10 protein-coding genes, 1 tRNA gene and 1 pseudogene are annotated in these 14,463 nt (G+C 58.2%); 9 read left to right on the top strand and 3 right to left on the bottom strand.

Annotated elements, in window-relative coordinates; all coding sequences use genetic code 11:
* Positions 1-2: 2 nt before the first annotated feature.
* From AQ981_RS08145 to AQ981_RS08130, 4 genes are all read left to right on the top strand, one after another.
* Entirely contained in the window at positions 3-2,480 is a 2,478-nt protein-coding gene (locus AQ981_RS08145) for a fimbria/pilus outer membrane usher protein (protein ID WP_058911251.1), read from the top strand.
* Positions 2,480-3,295 (top strand): fimbrial protein, encoded by an 816-nt coding sequence (locus AQ981_RS08140; RefSeq protein ID WP_058911250.1) that lies wholly within the window; start codon positions 2,480-2,482, stop codon positions 3,293-3,295. The genes AQ981_RS08145 and AQ981_RS08140 overlap by 1 nt, the downstream gene beginning before the upstream one ends.
* 90 nt (positions 3,296-3,385) lie before the next feature.
* Positions 3,386-4,339 (top strand): fimbrial protein, encoded by a 954-nt coding sequence (locus tag AQ981_RS08135; protein WP_058911249.1) that lies wholly within the window; start codon positions 3,386-3,388, stop codon positions 4,337-4,339.
* Positions 4,340-4,369: 30 nt separating this feature from the next.
* Positions 4,370-4,642, top strand: coding sequence for a hypothetical protein (locus AQ981_RS08130; protein ID WP_058911248.1), 273 nt, complete (start codon positions 4,370-4,372; stop codon positions 4,640-4,642).
* 85 nt (positions 4,643-4,727) lie between these two features.
* On the opposite strand, the pseudogene AQ981_RS28025 reads toward AQ981_RS08130, so the two are convergent.
* Together AQ981_RS28025 and AQ981_RS08125 are read right to left on the bottom strand one after the other, a co-directional pair.
* Positions 4,728-4,850 (bottom strand): annotated as a pseudogene (locus AQ981_RS28025) (Arm DNA-binding domain-containing protein); the annotation flags it as partial.
* 167 nt (positions 4,851-5,017) lie between these two features.
* Positions 5,018-5,093 (bottom strand) — tRNA-Asn (locus AQ981_RS08125).
* Positions 5,094-5,363: 270 nt separating this feature from the next.
* Between AQ981_RS08125 and AQ981_RS08120 the strand changes: the two genes are divergently transcribed.
* Positions 5,364-6,797 carry an EmmdR/YeeO family multidrug/toxin efflux MATE transporter gene (locus tag AQ981_RS08120; protein ID WP_058911247.1) on the top strand — a complete coding sequence of 478 codons (1,434 nt, stop codon included), beginning with the start codon at positions 5,364-5,366 and terminating at the stop codon, positions 6,795-6,797.
* On the opposite strand, the gene AQ981_RS08115 is transcribed toward AQ981_RS08120, so the two are convergent.
* Complete coding sequence (locus tag AQ981_RS08115) at positions 6,794-8,719, bottom strand: aliphatic sulfonate ABC transporter substrate-binding protein (protein WP_058911246.1); 1,926 nt, start codon at positions 8,717-8,719, stop codon at positions 6,794-6,796. The genes AQ981_RS08120 and AQ981_RS08115 overlap by 4 nt on opposite strands.
* Positions 8,720-8,990: 271 nt before the next feature.
* Between AQ981_RS08115 and ssuD the strand changes: the two genes are divergently transcribed.
* From ssuD to AQ981_RS08095, 4 genes are all read left to right on the top strand, one after another.
* Positions 8,991-10,163 (top strand): FMNH2-dependent alkanesulfonate monooxygenase, encoded by a 1,173-nt coding sequence (gene ssuD, locus AQ981_RS08110; RefSeq protein WP_058911245.1) that lies wholly within the window; start codon positions 8,991-8,993, stop codon positions 10,161-10,163.
* A gap of 11 nt (positions 10,164-10,174) precedes the next feature.
* Complete coding sequence (gene sfnG / locus AQ981_RS08105) at positions 10,175-11,269, top strand: dimethylsulfone monooxygenase SfnG (protein ID WP_058911244.1); 1,095 nt, start codon at positions 10,175-10,177, stop codon at positions 11,267-11,269.
* Positions 11,262-12,671, top strand: coding sequence for an FAD/NAD(P)-binding protein (locus AQ981_RS08100; RefSeq protein ID WP_058911243.1), 1,410 nt, complete (start codon positions 11,262-11,264; stop codon positions 12,669-12,671). The genes sfnG and AQ981_RS08100 overlap by 8 nt, the downstream gene beginning before the upstream one ends.
* Before the next feature lie 79 nt (positions 12,672-12,750).
* Positions 12,751-14,163: an LLM class flavin-dependent oxidoreductase gene (locus AQ981_RS08095; protein WP_058911242.1), complete on the top strand. Its 1,413-nt coding sequence runs from the start codon at positions 12,751-12,753 to the stop codon at positions 14,161-14,163.
* Positions 14,164-14,463: the final 300 nt, after the last annotated feature.

The following is a 14,463-nucleotide window of genomic DNA, read 5'->3' as shown; positions in this document are numbered from 1 at the left end:
AGATGATTAAGCGTTATTCTCCCGTCACGATAGCGCTGATGCTGTCGTGGAGTTACATCGCTGCGGCCCGGGAAACCTTCAACCCTTACGCGCTGGAAATAGGCAATCCGCGTCAACCGGTGGCGGATTTATCGGCGTTTGCCGAAGCGGGCGGCCAGCAGCCAGGCGTGTATCGGGTGATGGTATATATCAATGGCGAGGCGCAGGGCGAACTTCAGGATATTCATTTCGTCAGCGGTGCTGATCAAAAACTGCGTGCGCAAATTACCCCGGCGATGCTTAAAGCGTGGGGCGTAAGAGTCGACGCTTTCCCACAACTGGCGGCGCTGCCCGCCGATAAGCCGCTCGATGATATCGGTCAGTATATCCCTCAGGCGGCTACCGAACTGCGTTTCAGTAAATTGCAACTGGAGGTCAGTATTCCCCAGGCGGCGATAAACGCTTCCGCCAGGGAATGGGTCGATCCGGCGCTGTGGGATGATGGCGTCACCGCGGCGCTACTCAATTACAATTTCAGCGGCGCTAATACCTGGCATAGTCATAACGATGGCTCCCGGGATAACTATTACGCGAATCTGCAAAGCGGCCTGAACTTTGGAGCGTGGCGGCTACGCAACTATTCGACCTGGTCTTACAGCCAGGAACAGGGCAGCCGCTGGGATTCGATTAATAGCTGGCTGCAGCGGGATATCAAATCGCTGAAAGCGCAATTAACGCTCGGGGACAGCTATACGCCCGGGGAAATTTTCGACAGCGTACAATTCCGCGGCGCACAGCTGGCGTCGGACGATAATATGCTGCCTGATAGTTTGCGCGGTTTTGCCCCGGTCATCCGCGGCATTGCCCGGTCGAATGCCCAGGTGACGGTGCGGCAGAATGGCTACATTATCTGGCAGAGTTATGTGGCTCCCGGCGCGTTTGTCATCAGCGATCTCTATCCGACCGCCGGCAGCGGCGACCTTGATGTCACTATCAGAGAGGCGGACGGTAGCGAACGCCGTTTTGTGCAACCTTTTGCGGCGGTGCCGATTATGCAGCGTGAAGGCCGGCTCAAATATGCCGCCACCGCCGGCAAGTATCGCAGCGGTAATGATACCGGCGACGAGCCCGGGTTTGGGCAACTGAGCGCTATGTATGGTCTACCGCATTCAATGACGGTCTATGGCGGGGCAATCTATTCCCCGGATTATCTGTCCGCCGCCGTCGGGATGGGATTCGGACTTGGTGAACTGGGATCTTTTTCTACCGATATTACCGTTGCGCGCACAACGCTTGATGACGAACAAACCCGCAATGGTCAGTCATATCGGGTGCAGTATTCAAAAACCATGCAGACTACCGGCACCAGTTTTACGCTGGCGGCTTATCGTTACTCCACGCAGGGCTATTATACCTTCCCGGAGGCTAATGATATGCGCGTTGGCGATCGCGATGTCTGGCGCATGCAATACAACAAACGCCAGCGCCTGCAACTGGACATCAGCCAGAGTCTTAGTGATATCGGATCATTCTTTATTTCCGGTTACCAGCAGGATTACTGGCACCGTGACGGGGAGGAGCGTACTTTCCGTGCCGGCTGGGCCAGTAATATTGGTTCGATGAACTACAGCCTGACCTACAGCTACAGCGACTATCCGGAAAGTACCCAGGCCGCCGACCAGCAACTGGCGTTCACCATTCAGGTACCGCTGTTGAGCTTTATGCCTGGCGCATGGGCCAATTACAGTATTAACACCGCCAGAGGGGGCGATACCCGGCAGCAAGTCGGGCTTAACGGTACATTATTATCAGACAACAACCTTAGTTATAGCGTTCAGCAGAGCTATACCAACCATGGCGTGGGGGCGGCCGGTAATATCAACGCCACTTATAAAGGGGCTTATAACGAGATCGCTGGCGGTTATAGCTATGACGATAATACGCAGCAAATCAATTATGGCCTGAAAGGGGGGATCGTCGCCCATCCGTACGGCGTTACGTTCTCGCAATCGTTGGGGGACTCGATGGCGCTTGTCAGAGCTCCCGGCGCCGGTAATACCAAAGTCCAGAATAATACCGGGGTCTATACCGACTGGCGCGGGTATACCGTGGTGCCTTATGTCAACCCGTATAAGAAAAATCGTATTGCGCTGGATACCAGTACGCTGGCGGAAGACGTGGATATTGATACCGCGGTTCGTACGGTAACCCCCGGGCAAGGCGCGGTGGTGGTAGCGGATTTCGACACTCGCGTTGGTCGTCGGGTGCTGATGACGGTGAGTTATCAGGAGGGGCCTGTGCCGTTTGGCGCCAGTGTGAGCCAGCAAAACGGCAGTAGCGGAATAGTGGGTGACGGCGGGCAGGTCTATCTGACGGGGGTCGCGGATGAGGGCGATCTTAGGGTGTCCTGGAACGGGTCGCAGCGCTGTACGGTACATTACCGTTTACCAGAGCCGACGGATTCAGGCGTGCTGACGGGGATTCAGGGGGTGTGTCGCTGATGAACCGTAATACTATCTGGCAGGGGGGGCTATTTATTCTGCTGTCTGTGCCGTTGAAAACGCTGGCGCTTTGTGAGGCGGTGGGGGCATTTAGTATTAATGCCGGTTCAATTACCGTACAGCGCGATGCGCAGGTTGGACAACCGATTAGCGACTGGCTTTATTCCGGCCGGGGTATGTCATACCAAAACTGCAACTATGACACGATGGCGCAATATAGCCTTGAGACGGGCGTCAGAAGCAATAATGGACGATCTTCCGGGCTTTTGTATGCCACTGATACGGTATTCGATACCAATCTTCCCGGCGTTGGCTTCATTATTGAGGGAGAAAGCCATGTCAATACTTCTGCGTGGGCGCCATGGCGAGGAATACAGGTCGGCAGAACTGAGTGGCCAATATTTTATATCTCGAACGCCGTAGGAATTCGCCACTCATTTGGTCACCAGGCGCGTATTCTGCTGGTTAAAACCCACACGATTCAGGGGGGAACATTAAGCGGCCCGGTTGGCACATTCTATGTTGGAATACGTGAAACCGGCGCCTGGTCGCCTGAAGTGCCGATAAGCTTTTCCGGCGGCGTAGTGACGGTGCTCGCCTGCTCAGTCTCAACACCCAACGTCAGTGTGGCGCTGGGTAAACAGCCAAAGTCGGTATTCAGCGGTATTAATTCAGGCACTGCGTGGCAGGATTTTTCAATTGGGCTGGATTGCGACAGAAACGCCAGGGTAAACGTTCAGATCAATGCAGTAGCATATCCGGGAATCACGGGAGTGATGAGGCTGGACAGCGCGCCGGGGGTAATAAGCATTTGACAGGAAGGGCAACTTTAGCGGCAATTTTTAATAAACAATGCCTGAATAAAAGCAGAATGTACCAGACATTAGATATAAGCAGGAGGGAGGATGAATTTAATAGCTAAATTATCAACGATGATGATACTACTGCTGCTACCAGCGGTGGGTTATGCCAGGTGTAATTTTGTTGACGGCATAACTTCTGAGGTTTCCGTGGAGGTCAATTTTGGCAATATTATTGTTCAGCGTGATGCCGCAGTGGGGACTGTTATTGGCACAGCGAATACCGGGGATTTTAATAATGGCAGATCTATTGCAGGCTGTGATGTGCCGTGGACATTTGCCTGGGAGATACGCCAGTGGAGAACATTGAGTAGTTCTGGAAATAATATTTATAATACTAATATCCCGGGTGTAGGGATTAGATTAGTGATGGGTACAAGTGGTCGACACTTACCTTTTCAGATCGATTTTCCGGCACTCAATTATCCTATTCTTTCCAATGTCCGGGTTGAATTAATTAAAACCGGTAATATTAGTGGAGGCACGCTGACGCCGGGTATGCTGGCACAGGCGGTAATTGTGAATCAATTTCCGATGGCCAATATTCGCCTGACGGGAACCAATACCGTGAGTGCAGCAGCCTGCTCGGTGACTACGCCTGGGGTCAATGTCGCGATGGGCGATCACGATAAACGGGAATTCCGTGGCCTGGGGACCGGGACCGGGACCGGGTGGACGCGATTTAATATTTCTTTGAACTGTAACCGTAATGCCCGCATTAATGTACGAATTGACGCCACACCGGATCCCATAAACCGACCCGGCGTGATGAGGCTGGATAGAGCGCCAGGCAATATGGCGGCGACCGGTGTAGGTATTGAACTGTGGTATCAGCATATTAATGTGCCGGTGCAGTTTGGGCAGGAACGTTTTTATTATCAGTCGCCATCGGGTGGTAATGAAATCGTGCAGCTTCAGGCGCGCTATTATCAGACGGGAGCAACAATTACTGCTGGAAAAGCGAATGCGACGGCGACGTTTACCTTGACCTATAAGTGACCTCAGGAGTTAGATGATAAGGAGAGCAAAATGATAAACTGCGTAGATAATCGACAGTACTTAATTAAGCTTAATGATAAATTCTCGGTACTGATCGGCGGCAGCGATATTTATCCGGTGCGGGATTTGTATCGGGTGATTTATGTCGATCACGAATTACGCCGGGTGGTTGGGCAACTGGAACAGTGCTTTATGGGCGAGGGCGATGAATGCGAAGAGTTACCGCTCGAAGTGGACGATCGCCGCTACGGGCTACGCGCTTTTTCATTCGAGGATCTTCATGAAGTGATTAGCTGCCCCTGATGCGTGGGCGCTGACGAGCATTGACCCTGTGACCCTGACCTAAAGTTCTGTTTCCGGATGGAACAGGATTTTGGGTCAGGGTCAAGCCTGACTGCCAGTATTTCGAACCATTGGGATGCACCAGCAGGCAGAGGCCAAACCCGTCAGTGAGCTTGACGGCCTTTTCCGCTGGTCTGGCATTTTTTACTTTAGTATCAGTAAGTGACATGACGGTTCTCTCCGCGTGCTGGTAAAACGCAAATCGAACCAGCTTTACCAGCAAAAGGGTATGGCTTCGAGTGGTTTTTAGTGAACGAGAGTGAACCTGAAGAAGGGGATAACCAGTTGATATAAATGCAGAAAGCAGACGTCAGTGAACGTCTGCTTTCCTTAATTTGGCTCCTCTGACTGGACTCGAACCAGTGACATACGGATTAACAGTCCGCCGTTCTACCGACTGAACTACAGAGGAATCGTGTGAACGGGGCGCATAGTAACGATACCTGGCGCCCTTGTCAAAGGCTGTTTGCCGGAAAGCGCGCGATTGCTGATTAATTCCTCAAACCGCTGCTTTTGTCTGCACAACCCGCAGGGACGCTGGCGAAATCCGGCCAGATATTGGCTCATCTTACCCGCTCCGCCAGGGACAAAATCGCGCGGTTTTTCATAAAACCCTTTGCAGACCAGACCGATGTCGTCCATTATTGAAATGTGGTTTCAAAATTCTTAACGCAGGCCTCCCTTGACGCTGAATATCCCTTTCCGGCAGGCGCTGGCAAAGACCCGCTGGTACACCCATCGTAAAAGCTATCGCGTACTGTTCTGGCGAGAAATCACCCCACTGGCGATCCCCATTTTCCTGGAAAATACCTGCGTGTTGTTGATGGGGGTGCTCAGCACCTTCCTGGTCAGCTGGTTGGGTAAGGAAGCGATGGCCGGCGTCGGGCTGGCGGACAGCTTCAATATGGTGGTGCTGGCCTTTTTTACCGCCGTAGACCTCGGTACCACGGTGGTGGTGGCCTTCAGCCTCGGCAAGCGCGATCGTCAGCGGGCGCGGGCCGCGGCGCGCCAGTCGCTGGTACTGATGACGCTGTTTGCCGTGCTGCTGGCCGCGCTGGTTCACGCCTGCGGGGAGTACATCATTGATTTTATCGCCGGAGAAGCGACCGCCGAGGTAAAAGCGCTGGCGCTCAGCTACCTGCAGTTCACCGCCTGGAGCTATCCGGCGGCCGCGATAGCGCTGATCGGCAGCGGGGCGTTGCGCGGAGCGGGAAATACCAAAATTCCGCTACTGATTAACGGCGGTATGAACATCCTCAACATCGTCATCAGCAGCGTGCTGATATATGGCGTGGCGGGCTGGCCCGGCCTCGGGTTTATCGGCGCCGGGCTCGGCCTGACCCTGTCACGCTATATCGGCGCGCTGGCGATTATCTGGGTGCTGATGATTGGCTTCACGCCGGCGCTGCATATCCGGCTGCGCAGCTATTTCACACCGCTCAATTTCGCCATTCTCGGGGAGGTGCTGGGGATTGGCATTCCGGCGAGCATTGAGTCGGTGCTGTTCAATGCCGGGAAATTGTTAACCCAGATGTTTGTCGCCGGTATGGGGACCGATGTGATCGCCGGCAACTTTATCGCGTTTTCTATCGCCTCGCTGATTAACCTGCCGGGCAACGCGCTGGGGTCGGCGTCGACCATCATTACCGGCAAGCGCCTCGGGAAGGGGCAGATTGGCCAGGCGGAACGTCAGTTGCGCCATGTATTCTGGCTTTCCACTCTGTTTTTGACCGCTATCGCCTGGCTGACGGCGCCGTTGGCCGGACTGATGGCGTCGTTCTATACCCGGGAGGCAGACGTTATTGAGGTAGTGAAAGTGCTTATCTGGCTGAACGCCGCCTTTATGCCCATCTGGGCCGCTTCATGGGTTCTGCCCGCCGGGATTAAGGGCGCCCGCGACGCCCGTTTCGCCATGTGGGTATCAATGCTCGGGATGTGGGGATGCCGGGTGGTGGCGGGCTATGTGCTGGGCATTGTGCTTGGCATGGGCGTGGTTGGCGTCTGGCTGGGGATGTTCCTCGACTGGGCGGTGCGCGGAGCATTTTTCTACTGGCGCATGGTCAGCGGGCGCTGGCTGTGGAAGTATCCGCGCCCGCCGAAAACCTCCGGCCTTTAGTGCTGGTCCACGGCCAGCGGCACCGGGCTTTGCCAGACCGCATCGCGTATCCGTACCGGCGTCGGGATCAGGCCGAGCGCGTAAAAGCGATCGGCGATGCGCTGCTGTTCGCGCACGATCTGGCTGTCCATCGTTTGTGTCTGGTGGCTGCGCCGCGCCAGCGCCTGCTCCAGCGCCGCGGCGCTAAGGTTTAATTCCCCGGCCAGCAGCGCGGCGGCCTGACGGCGTTCGCGGTCAATAAACTGCCCGCTCTGTTGCAGGGCGGCCAGCAACAGCGGCATCACATCCTGGTTCTGTCCGGCCCACTCGCGGCTGGCAAGATAGAACAGGTGATTATTGACCCGCCGTTGCCCGTTAGCAACCACGCGCAGCGTCCCTTCGCTCAGGGCATCGCTGAGCAGCGGATCCCACATCATCCACGCATCCACCGCCCGGTAATCGCTGGGGGTCAGCGGGATACGCGGCGGAGTATAGACGATCCGCACTTCGTCCTGACTCAATCCGGCTTCGTCAAGCAACTGCATCAACAGCCAGTGGACGTTCGATCCGCGGTTTACCGCAATGCGTTTGCCGCGTAAATCCTCCGGAGCGCGGATGCTACTGGTCTGCGGCACCACCAGCGCCACGCTGTCCGGGGCCGGTGGTTCCCAGGCGACGTACTGGAGTGAGCTACCGCTGGCCTGGGCGAAGATGGGCGGCACTTCGCCGGTGGCGCCAAAGTCGATGTCGTGATGCTGTAGCGCGTGCAGTAGCTGGGGGCCGGCGGGAAATTCGCTCCACAGGACATCGACATTCAGCGGCGCCAGCGCCTGCTCCAGGGTCTGACGCGCCTTCAGCATGCCGAGGTTGCCGAATTTCTGATAGCCGATACGCAATTCACGCCCCTGCGGGACGAAGGCGATGGCGGCGCCAGCCGGTTTACGCCGCGGGCGAATGACGCCCTGGTTAGCAAGCTGGGTGCGCAGCGTATTGCGGCTGATACCGAGCATCGCGGCCGCCTGGGTCTGATTGCCGTCGCACAGGGAAAGCGCGCTGTTAAGCAGGGTCCGGGTGACGTGCTGCCAGGCCTGCGGCTGTCCGCCGACCAGTAGCCGCTGGAGCACCTCCGCGATATCGTCTTGCGGGTGGGCGCGCGGCGTTTTTTCGGCATAGACGTTCAGCCGCAACTGGTCGGGGGTAATGATCTCTTCTTTACTCAGCAGCACCGCGTTATGCAGGGTATTTTCCAGTTCGCGCACATTGCCCGGCCAGCTATACTCTACCAGCGCGTCAAGGGTCTCCGGCGCCAGACGGCGCGTTGGCCGGCCCAGCCGGCGGGCATAAAGCGCCAGAAAATGGCTGGCCAGTACCGGAATATCTTCCCGGCGCTGACGCAGCGGCGGTAGCTCTACGGCGGCAATATTCAGTCGGTACCAGAGGTCTTCACGAAAGCGCCGTTCGCGGATCGCCTGTAACAGGTCAACGTGGGTGGCGGCAATCACCCGCACATTAATACGGACTGGTTTCCGGGAGCCTACCCGGGTGATTTCCCGCTCCTGTAGCACCCGCAGCAGCTTCACCTGTAGCGCCATGCTCAGTTCGCCAATCTCATCAAGCAGCAGAGTGCCGCCTTCCGCCGCTTCGAACCAGCCGGGGCGGGACTGCGCCGCGCCGGTAAAGGCGCCTTTTTCATGCCCGAACAGTTCCGCTTCGGCAAGGCTTTCGCTCAGCGCGCCGCAGTTGACCGCCAGGAAGGGCTGATGGCGGCGCGGGCTGTGGTGGTGCAGATAGCGGGCCACCACCTCTTTGCCGGTACCGGTTTCCCCAACGATCAATACCGTGGCGTCGGTAGGGGCCAGCCGGTCGAGCAGATTGCGAAATGCCCGTGAAGCGGGATCGACCAGTTCCGGGGTATCTGTTTGTCCGTGGTGAAGGTTTTGCATAGCGGTCTCCTGCGGTTGACGCTTAGACCTTATCCCGGCTTGCGACGGCGAAATACCGGCAAATACTGTGGGTATCGTTGCAAATGCAACAGAGGCTGTCGGTGAATTGCTGCAAATGCAGCAACGGGTCTGTGCGTCATTTTTTATAATTGATTGAAAAATAACATTAATTTTTATTTCCCAACCTGGCACGCTTTTCGCTTAATGACTTATAACTAAAAGAGAACATCGCTTCGATGAATATTGGATATAGTTATAAAGGAAAAGCATTATGACCGAACAGCGCAACGAAAATATCAAAGTCTTCTGGTTCCTGCCCACCCACGGCGATGGCCGCTATCTGGGCACTTCCCACGGCGGTCGACCTGTTGATCTTCCCTATCTGCAGCAGGTGGCGCTGGCGGCGGATAACCTGGGTTACTACGGGGTGTTGATCCCCACCGGTAAAAGCTGCGAAGACTCGTGGCTGGTGGCGTCGGCGCTGGCGCCGTTGACCCGTCGCCTGCGCTTTCTGGTGGCGGTACGCCCGGGATTGCAGCCGCCGACCCTGGCGGCGCGGATGGCTTCCACCCTCGACCGGCTGTCTGAAGGGCGCCTGCTGATTAATGTGGTGACCGGCGGCGATCCGGTGGAGAACAAAGGTGACGGTATTTTTCTCAGTCACCAGGAGCGCTATGAGGTGACCCGCGAGTTTCTCGATGTCTATTCCCGCCTTCTGAAAGGAGAAAAAGTGGATTACATCGGCAAACATATTCATGTTGAAGGTGCCGAACTGCTGTTCCCGCCGATACAGGAAAACGGGCCACCGCTCTACTTTGGCGGATCTTCCGAAGCGGCGATTGATGTGGCCGCCGAACAGATCGACAGTTATCTGACCTGGGGGGAACCGGTGGCTCAGGTGGCGGAAAAACTGGCGGTGGTTCGCGAGCGCGCCGCGGCCCGCGGCCGTACTCTGCAATATGGTATTCGCCTGCATGTCATTGTGCGTGAAACCGAAGAAGAGGCGTGGGCCGCTGCCGATCGCCTGATTGCCCACCTTGATGATGAGACGATAGCCCAGGCGCAGCAGATCTTTGCGCGTATGGACTCGACCGGCCAGGCGCGGATGAGCGCGCTGCACAGCGGTTCCCGGGACAATCTGCGTATTGGCCCGAATCTGTGGGCCGGGGTCGGCCTGGTACGCGGCGGCGCCGGTACCGCGCTGGTGGGCAGTCCGCAGCAGGTCGCGGAACGCATTCGTGAATATCAGGCGCTGGGCATCAGCCATTTTGTGCTTTCCGGGTATCCGCACCTTGAGGAGGCGCATCGCTTCGCTGAGCTGGTGATGCCGCTGCTGCCGCTGGCGGGTAACGGTCAGCAGCGGCAAAAAACTGTCAACACCGGCCCGTTTGGTGAAACCATCGGCGGCGATCGCCGTCCGGTGAAACAGGTCAGCGCCAGCTGAGGAGAGAGATCATGACAGCACAGCGTCCACTGCAGTTTGCCTACTGGGTGCCCAACGTGTCCGGGGGCCTGGTGGTCAGTAAGGTACCGCAGCGCACCCACTGGGATGCCCCTTATAACCGCGAGCTGGCGCGTATCGCCGAGCAGGCCGGGTTTGACTATGCGCTAACCCAAATCCGTTTTACCGCCGGCTACGGGGCCGACAATCAGCATGAGTCGGTGACCTTTTCCCAGGATCTGCTGGCCGCCACTGAACGGCTGAAGGTGATCGCCGCGCTGCTGCCCGGCCCGTGGAATCCGGCGCTGGCGGCCAAGCAGGTCGCCACCATCAGCCATCTCTACGGGCCGCGTATTGCGGTGAATATCGTCAGCGGCTGGTTTCGCGGCGAGTTTAAGGCTATTGGCGAGCCGTGGCTGGATCATGAAGAGCGCTACCTGCGTTCCGAAGAGTTTATCCGCTGCCTGAAAGGGGTCTGGGAGGAGGCGTCATTTAGTTTCGCCGGGGATTTTTACCGTTTTCGCGATTATCGCCTGAAACCGAAACCCGTCGATCCGCGCCCGGAAATTTTCCAGGGCGGTAGTTCCCGGGCGGCGCGGGATATGGCGGCCCGGGTATCGGACTGGTATTTCACCAACGGCAACACGCCGGAGGGGATCCGTGCTCAGGTCGATGATATTCAGCGCAAGGCCGCGGAAAATGGCCATAGCGTGAAGATTGGTATGAATGCCTTTGTGATTGCCCGCGCTACCGAACAGGAAGCGCAGGCGCAGTTGCAGGAGATCCTCGACCATGCCGATATCGAAGCGGTGAAAGGCTTCCAGCATGAAGTGCAGAATGCCGGCAACGCCTCCCCGGAAAAAGAGGGCAACTGGGCGAAATCAACTTTTGAGGATCTGGTGCAGTATAACGATGGCTTTAAACCCGGGCTTATCGGCACCCCGCAGCAAATCGCCCGGCGGATTATCGATTACAAACGCGCCGGGGTCGATCTGCTGCTGCTTGGCTTCCTGCACTGCCAGGAAGAGGTGGAGTTTTTCGGCCGCGAGGTGATTCCGTTGGTGCGCGATCTGGAGCAACAATTGACGCCGGAGCTGGCCCATGGATGAATGCCATGTGGTGATCGTCGGCGGTGGTTTCAGCGGCGCGGCGCTGGCTGTCCAGCTGGCGCGCCATAGCGAGGCGCCGCTGCGTATTACGCTGCTTGAGCCGCGCGATCTGCCGGGGCATGGGGTAGCGTATTCCACCCCGGAGCCGGCACACCGCATTAATGTGCCGGCGGCGCGCATGCAGCTCAGTGAAAGCGCGGAGGGCGATTTTGACCGCTGGTATCGCCAGCAGCCGGCGTTTGAGCAAGATACCGCGGCAGGTACCCCGGACGGCGCAGTGTGGCCGCAGCGCGCCTGGTTTGGCCGCTATGTGCACCAGCGTCTGATGGAAGCGGTTGATAAACCCGGCGTGGCGTTCAGCCATCTGCGCGAACACGCCGTCGCTCAGGAACAGAACGCGGTGATCACCGCCAGCGGCCAGCGTCTGGAGGCCGATGTCGTGGTGCTGGCGGTCAGCCATCCGCCGCCGGCGCTACCGGCGTCTCTGCAGGCGCTGGCGGATCATCCCGGGGTGATCGCTAATCCGTGGCAAACCTCGCGCTTTGACGATATTGGCATCACCGATCGGGTGGCGATTATCGGCACCGGGCTGACCATGGCGGACGTAGTGGCCTCGCTCGGTAGTCGTGGTCACCGTGGCCGCGTGCTGGCGTTTTCCCGCCGCGGGCTGCTGCCGCGCGCCAACCTGTCCGGAACATTCCCCGACTGGTCGGCAGAGTATAGCGTCAGTGAGGCAATCAGCCTGCGCCAGTGGCTGGCTCGAGTACGCGGCGACATTCGCCTGGCCGCAGAGCAGGGGATCCCCTGGCAGAAGGTACTCGATGCGGTGCGCCATCACGGCCAGGATATCTGGCAGTCGCTGCCGCTGCGCGAGCAACAGCGATTTTTACGCCATCTGCGCAGTTGGTGGGATGTCCACCGTTACCGTATCGCTCCACAGGTGGCGCAGGAGATAGCGGCGCGTCGCCAGCGTGGCGAACTGGATGTCCGGGCCGCGCGTCTTGAGGCGGCGGAGGAGCAGGGGGAACAATTGCGGCTGTTCCTGCGCCAGCGCGGCGGCAGTGCGACGGAACTGGTAGTCGATCGGCTGGTGGTGACCACCGGCCCGGCCCACGGCGGGCTGATCGACAGCCAGCCGCTGCTGCGCGATCTGGCGCGACATGGGATCATTCAGGCCGATGCGCTACGTCTGGGGTTGCTGGTGAATCAGCGATCGCAAACCCTTAATCACGCCGGGGAGGCCAACCCGCGCCTTCTGGTGGTGGGGCCCGCAGCGCGCGGGCGCTTTGGCGAACTGATGGGGCTGCCCCAGGTGGCCGATCACGCTCATACCGTGGCGCTGGAGGTGCTCGCCTCTCTGCGCCAGATTACCGCTTCACGATGTCCCGTCCCGCAGTCATAAATTCGCGTTTTTAATCCCTTAACAATGATAACGAATGACCGGGCCGCCTTGCGGCTACGGCATCACCATGGAGAAAGCTATGTCATCGCAACGTGAAATTCGCCTTAACGCTTTTGATATGAACTGTGTCGGGCACCAGTCGCCGGGGCTGTGGGCCCATCCGCGGGACCGCTCCTGGCAGTATAAAGACCTTGAATACTGGGTCGACCTGGCGCGTCTGCTGGAGCGCGGTAAGTTTGACGGCCTGTTTATCGCCGATGTTCTGGGGGTTTACGACGTACTTAATGGCAACGGCGACGCCGCGATTCGCCAGGCGGCACAGGTGCCGGTCAATGATCCGCTGGCGTTGGTGACGCCGATGGCGCTGGTCACTGAACACCTGGGATTCGGCCTGACCGCCTCGCTGTCGTTTGAACATCCATACCCCTTCGCCCGCCGGCTGTCGACCCTGGATCATCTGACGAAGGGCCGGGTGGGCTGGAATATCGTCACCTCTTATCTGGAAAGCGGGGCGCGTAATATCGGCCACAAGGCGCAGACCGATCACGACGCCCGCTACGACTATGCCGATGAGTATCTGCAGGTGATTTATAAGCTGCTGGAAGGGAGCTGGGAAGAGGGGGCGGTGGTGCGCGATCGGCAGCGGCAGATCTTCAGCGATCCGCGCAAAATCCACCCGATTAACCACCAGGGAACATTTTTCTCGGTGCCGGGGATTCACCTGTGCGAACCGTCGCCCCAGCGTACCCCGGTACTCTATCAGGCTGGCGCCTCAAGCCGCGGTAAACAGTTTGCCGCTGAGCACGCCGAGTGCGTATTTGTCGCCGCGCCGTCGAAAGCCCTGCTGAAAAAAACCGTGGCCGATATTCGCCGTCGCGCGGCGCAGGCCGGGCGCGATCCGCGCAGTATTTTGATCTTCAACCTGCAGACGGTGATTGTCGGCGAGACGGATCGCGCCGCCCGGGCAAAATGGCAGGAGTACCGCTCCTATGTCAGTTATGAGGGGGCGCTGGCGCTGATCTCCGGCTGGACCGGCATCGATTTCGGCCAGTATCAGCCGAATCAGGTACTGAAATACCTGCAAACTAACGCCATACAGTCGGCGGTGGAGGCGTTTTCCAGCGCCGATCCCAACCGCCAGTGGACGGTGGAGGGGCTGGCGGACTGGGTAGGGATTGGTGGTTTCGGCCCGTTACTGGTGGGCAGCCCGCAGACCGTGGCTGATGAGCTGCAAAGCTGGGTGGAAGAGACCGATGTGGACGGTTTCAACCTCGCTTATGCGGTGACCCATGAGACCTTCCGCGATGTGGTGGAACTGTTGATTCCGGAGTTGCAGAAGCGCGGTGTGTATAAGCAGGAGTACCGTCCGGGAACGCTGCGTGAAAAACTGTTCGGCGCCGGGCCGCGTCTGCAGGCGCCGCACCCGGGGGCCGGCTACCGGATTGTGACTGCGCAACCGCAGTCGCAGCCGACAGAGGAGCGGATTCCGTGACTGATATTTGTGGGGTGGGTGGACGGGGGCTGTTTTTCCGCTCACGCGGTGAGTCTGGTGTGAGTCTGAAGCTCCGCTTTTTTCCGTTCACTTGATGTTTAGTGCTCCTTTGTTAACTCCGGTTATCAGTCAACGGGCCGGGGAGCGTCCCGCTCGCTCCCCGACACCCCTCGCGGCCCCGCAACGGAAATCGCCGCTTCGCGGTCCCTTCCACTCCCGGCCTTATCCCGCGGACCGGGCATGACTTGATGTCCTGTTTTGGTATGCTGGCTGGCATCGGTCTGTGGTGTTGCTGTTTTT

The sequence above is a fragment of the Entomohabitans teleogrylli genome (assembly GCF_001484765.1).
GTDB classification, from domain to species: Bacteria; Pseudomonadota; Gammaproteobacteria; order Enterobacterales; family Enterobacteriaceae; genus Entomohabitans; species Entomohabitans teleogrylli.
The sequence above is the reverse complement of the archived record's forward strand: the minus strand, read 5'-3'. Positions and strand labels throughout refer to the sequence as shown.